Annotated in this window: 4 protein-coding genes; 1 reads left to right on the top strand and 3 read right to left on the bottom strand. The window is 72.0% G+C overall.

Annotation, left to right across the window (positions count from 1 at the left end; genetic code table 11):
- The 3 genes from ACWJ6R_RS30810 to ACWJ6R_RS30800 form a co-directional block, all read right to left on the bottom strand.
- Positions 1 to 1167, bottom strand: a 1167-nt coding sequence (locus ACWJ6R_RS30810) for a cytidylyltransferase domain-containing protein (protein ID WP_449065591.1), incomplete at its 3' end; no start/stop codon positions are given.
- Between the two features lie 336 nt (positions 1168 to 1503).
- On the bottom strand, positions 1504 to 1701 hold the full coding sequence (locus ACWJ6R_RS30805; protein ID WP_068893930.1) for a CsbD family protein: 198 nt from the start codon (positions 1699 to 1701) through the stop codon (positions 1504 to 1506).
- 190 nt (positions 1702 to 1891) lie between these two features.
- Positions 1892 to 2935 (bottom strand): LacI family DNA-binding transcriptional regulator, encoded by a 1044-nt coding sequence (locus tag ACWJ6R_RS30800; RefSeq protein ID WP_449065590.1) that lies wholly within the window; start codon positions 2933 to 2935, stop codon positions 1892 to 1894.
- A gap of 160 nt (positions 2936 to 3095) precedes the next feature.
- Between ACWJ6R_RS30800 and ACWJ6R_RS30795 the strand changes: the two genes are divergently transcribed.
- The gene (locus ACWJ6R_RS30795; RefSeq protein WP_449065589.1) at positions 3096 to 4364 is read left to right on the top strand and encodes a sugar ABC transporter substrate-binding protein; all 1269 of its coding nucleotides are present in this window, start codon (positions 3096 to 3098) and stop codon (positions 4362 to 4364) included.
- Positions 4365 to 4472 lie beyond the last annotated feature (108 nt).

Raw genomic sequence — 4472 nt, 5'->3', positions numbered from 1 at the left:
CGGGGCGGTGGCGGGGACCGGGGAGGCCGCGCCCTCGGGACCGGGCCGCCAGCACCCGGTCGCCACAGCTCCCGTACCGGCTCCCGCCCCGCCCGGCCGGGTGAGCACGACCCGCGCCGCGGCGCGCACCCTCGGGTGGGCGTCGGGGACCGCGACGGGCCAGCCGACGTCGCTCATCGGGCCCAGGTCGTTGACGTCGTTGCCGACGTAGGCGACGCGCGCCGGGTCCAGGCCCTCGATGGCCAGCCAGTCGCGCAGCACGGTGCGCTTGTCGGCCAGGCCCTGCAGGACGGGGACGCCGAGCTTGCGGGCGCGGGCCGAGACCACCGGGTTCCGCTCGGTGGACATGATCATGATCTTGACGCCCGACCGGCGCAGCAGGGAGACGCCCATGCCGTCGGAGCGGCTCACCGCGACCGTCTCGCGGCCGTCCTCGCCGACGTAGGCGCGGTCGTCGGTGTGCACCCCGTCGAAGTCGGTGATCACCGCGTCCACGTCGATCGGCTCGGGCAGGTCGGTGAGGGGGGCCAGTGCCCGGACGATCTCCAGGTCCTCGGGGGTGTCCACCTCGACGGCGTGCCGCGGCGGCACCGGCTGCACGGCGACCCGGCCGAAGAAGCGGTGCCCGTGCTCGCGCAGGCCGCCGGCGCGCATCACGTAGAACGCGCCGGTCTCGCGGTAGTGCGGTTCGCGGTCCTGCCGGCGCGGGCGGAACGACGGGTCGTGGTTCACCCCGGCGCCCGCGGCGTCCCACAGGAACTCGTGCGTCTCCAGCCCGGAGAAGACCACGTCGGCCTCGCCGCCGAGGACCTTCGCGATCGCGCCGTCCAGGTCGGCCGGGTCGATGAACGCGCTGGTGCACTGGACGAGGAGGACCACCTCGGGGGTCTCGGGCAGCCGGTCGAGCGCGTGCAGCACGGCCGACTCGCTGCCGGCCTCCGCACCGCTCAGCTCGTCGGGCCGGTCGACGACCTCCGCCCCGGCGGTGCGGGCGGCCTCGGCGATCCCCGGATGGTCGGTGCTGACCACGACCCGGTCGACGAGCTCGGCCCGGACGCAGGCCCGCACCGCGCGGGCGACCAGCGGGGTGCCGCCCACGGGGGCCAGGTTCTTCAGCGGCACGCCCGCCGAACCTCCACGGGCGGGGATGACGGCCAGGACTCGCACGGTGACTCCTCTTACCTTCCGACAAGCACCCCTGAGCCGGGGTCTTTTCGGAACGCTAGCCACGGGTGCGACCGGTAAGGGGTGTCTGAGCTGAACGTCCAGAGTCGCCCGCCTTAACTTTCCGGACGGCGAGGATCCCGCCGGGGAGGGCGGCCCGGACGGAGAAGCCCCCTTCAAGAAACGAAATTTCCGATTTATCCGGAAAAGGGGGATTATGGAAGGCGAGTGCGCGGGGAATTCGATGGGGGAACGGTCCGGTGAAATGCTGGAGAATGCGGAAAGGCGCCGCGGCCGGCGTGGAGCCGGTCCGCGGCGCCGGTGATCCGACGCGGGTTCCTACTGGTTGTAGCTGTCCCGCGCGCGGTCGGCGACGTCCCGCGCGGTCTCGCGAGCGGTCTCCTTGGCCTTCTTGGCGGTCTCCTTCGCCTTGCCCTTGGACTGCTCGGCGCGGCCCTTGTTGGCCATGCTGTCGTTGCCGGTCATCTTGCCGGCGGCCTCCTTGGCCTTGCCCCGCATCTGATCGAAGTTAGTCATTTCGTGCCTTCCCCCGTTGAGAATGACAGGTTGTCGGTGGAAGTCATAACCGGACAATCGCGGTACTAATCGTGATCTAGGGATCTTTAGGGCGAGGAACACCGCTCGCATATGACCGATTGCCCGCCCCGAGGGGAAGCGCCGACCGAATCCAGGGAAAAGGGCGGCGAGTCGTCCCCGCGGCCGGAATTCACCCCGCCGATCCCCTGTCCCCGTCCCGGTGCGCGGGAGCGGGCCGGGCCCCAGTCGAGGCGCGGACCACGAGCTCGGGTTCGAAGAGGTACTCCGCGGCCTTGGTCGGGCGGCCCTTGATCTCCTCCAGGAGCGCGCGGACGGCCGCCACGCCCATGCCCTGGACGGGCTGGCGGACCGTGGTGAGCGGCGGGTCGGTGAAGGGCATCAGGGAGGAGTCGTCGGCGCCCACGACCGAGACGTCGTCCGGCACCCGCAGCCCGAGCCGCCGTACGGCGCGGACCGCGCCCAGCGCCATCAGGTCGCTGCCGCAGACCAGCGCGGTGGCGCCCCGCTCCACCAGCCGGGAGGCGGCGCTCTGGCCGCCCTCGACGCCGAAGGGCGCCAGTTCCACCATGCCGTCGGCGTCGTCTCCGCCCAGCTCGCGCAGCGCGGACCGGAATCCCGCCAGGCGGCGCTGGACGGTGGTGTAGCGCAGCGGGCCGTTGACGAACCCGATGCGGCGGTGGCCCAGCTCGGCCAGGTGCCGGACGGCGGTACGGCCCGCCGCGACGTCGTCGCACGACAGGCAGGTCACGCCCAGGTCGGGGACGACGCCGTTGACGAGCACGATGGGCAGCCCCTGGCGCCGCAGGTCGTGGTAGCGCTTCAGGTCGATGGTGCTGTCGGCGTGCAGGCCGGAGACGAACACGATGCCGGAGACGCCGCGGTCGAGCAGCATCCCGACGTACTCGTCCTCGCCCGCGCCCTCGGGCGTCTGGGTGCACAGTACGGCGGTGTACCCGTGGCGGGCCAGCGCCGTCTCGATGACCTGGGCGAAGAAGGGGAAGACCGGGTTCTGCAGTTCGGCGGTTATCAGCCCGACGAGCCCGGCGCTGCGCGGCCGCAGCCCGCTGGGGCGCTCGTAGCCGAGCACGTCCATCGCGGTGAGCACGGCGCCCCGCGCCCTCGGGCTGACCCCGGGACGCTCGTTGAGCACCCGGGAGACGGTCGCCTTGCTCACCCCGGCCTGCCGGGCGATCTCATCCAGTCGTGCCGCCATGGTCGCCGATTGTGGGTCACCCCGCTGAAACATCGCAAGAGTTTCTGAAACTTTGCAGCAATCTGCTGCAAAGCATTCCAGGCCGGATCGCCCCGCTGTTAACTTCGGCGCACATCGCGGTGCACCCCCTGGAAACCTCCCCCTCACCTGGAGCCCGACCGTGCTCAGATCCACCCGCGCCCTCGCCGGGGCCCTCGTGCTCGGCCTCACCCTCGCCGCCTGCGCAAGCGGGAGCGAGGAGGGCGGGCGGCCCGCCGCCGCCCCCTCCGCCCCGGCCGACGCCACCCTGCTCATCTGGGCCGACCAGATGCGCTCGGACACCCTCAAGCCGTTCGCCGAGGCGTTCGCCGAGGAGAACGGGATCAAGGCCGAGGTCGTCGTCGTCGCCCAGGAGCAGCAGCAGACCTTCACCACGGCCTCCCAGGCGGGCAAGGGCCCCGACGTGATCGTCGGCGCCCACGACTGGATCGGCAACCTCGTCCAGAACGGCCTCATCGACCCGATCCAGATGACGGAGGAGCAGCTCTCGGGGTACGTGGATGTGGCCCGCAGGTCCGTCACCTACGACGGGCAGGTGTACGGCGTGCCGTACGCGGTGGAGAACCTGGCGCTGTTCCGCAACACCGAGCTGGCGCCGGAGGCGCCCGCGACCTTCGAGGAGCTGGTCGCCGCCGGCAAGAAGCTCAAGGCGGCAGGGAAGGCCGAGGAGATCGTCGCCTATCCGGTCAGCCAGCAGAACGGCCAGTCGGGTGACACCTACCACCTCTACCCCCTCTACACCTCGGCCGGCGGCCACCTGTTCGGCACGAAGGCGAACGGCGATCCCGACCCGTCCGACCTCGGGGTGGGCACGAAGGAGTCGGTCGCCGCGTTCGAGCGGATCGCCGGGCTCGGCGAGAAGGGCGACGGCGCGCTCAAGCGCTCCTTCACCTCCGACAACGCCGCCGCGAGCTTCAACGAGGGCAAGACCGCGTTCATGGTCGCCGGACCGTGGCGGCTGGCCGACGTGCGCAAGGCGGGGGTGAAGTACGACGTCACACCGGTGCCCGGCTTCAAGGGCGCCGATCCCGCCCGGCCGTTCGTGAGCGTGCAGTCCTTCTTCGTGGCGAGCAAGGGCAAGAACAAGGCGCTCGCGCAGGAGTTCGTCACCGGCACCCTGGCCTCGGCCGAGGTCGCGCAGGCCCTGTTCGACGCCGAGCCGCGCATGCCCGCCCTGAAGCCGGCCCTGGAGTACGCCGCCGCCAAGGACCCCGACGTCACCAAGTTCCAGGCCGCCGCGGAGCACGGCACGCCGCTGCCCGCGATCCCGCAGATGGTGGCCATCTGGGTGCCGTTCAACACGCTCATCCACGCCGCGGTGAAGGGCGACCCGGTGCCCCCGGCGGTCGAGGCCGCCGCCAAGGCGATCAACGAGCAGCTCAAGCCGTGAGCACCCGGCAGACCCGGACCGGGGAGGGCGCCCGCGCCTTCCCGGTCCGGGGGACACCACCGTGCGCACCTCCCCGGGCACCTCCCCGGACGGCGCCGGCGGGCCGCC

The sequence above is a fragment of the Planomonospora algeriensis genome (assembly GCF_977012225.1).
Note: the sequence above shows the minus strand (reverse complement) of the source record. Positions and strands in the feature narration are given on the sequence as shown.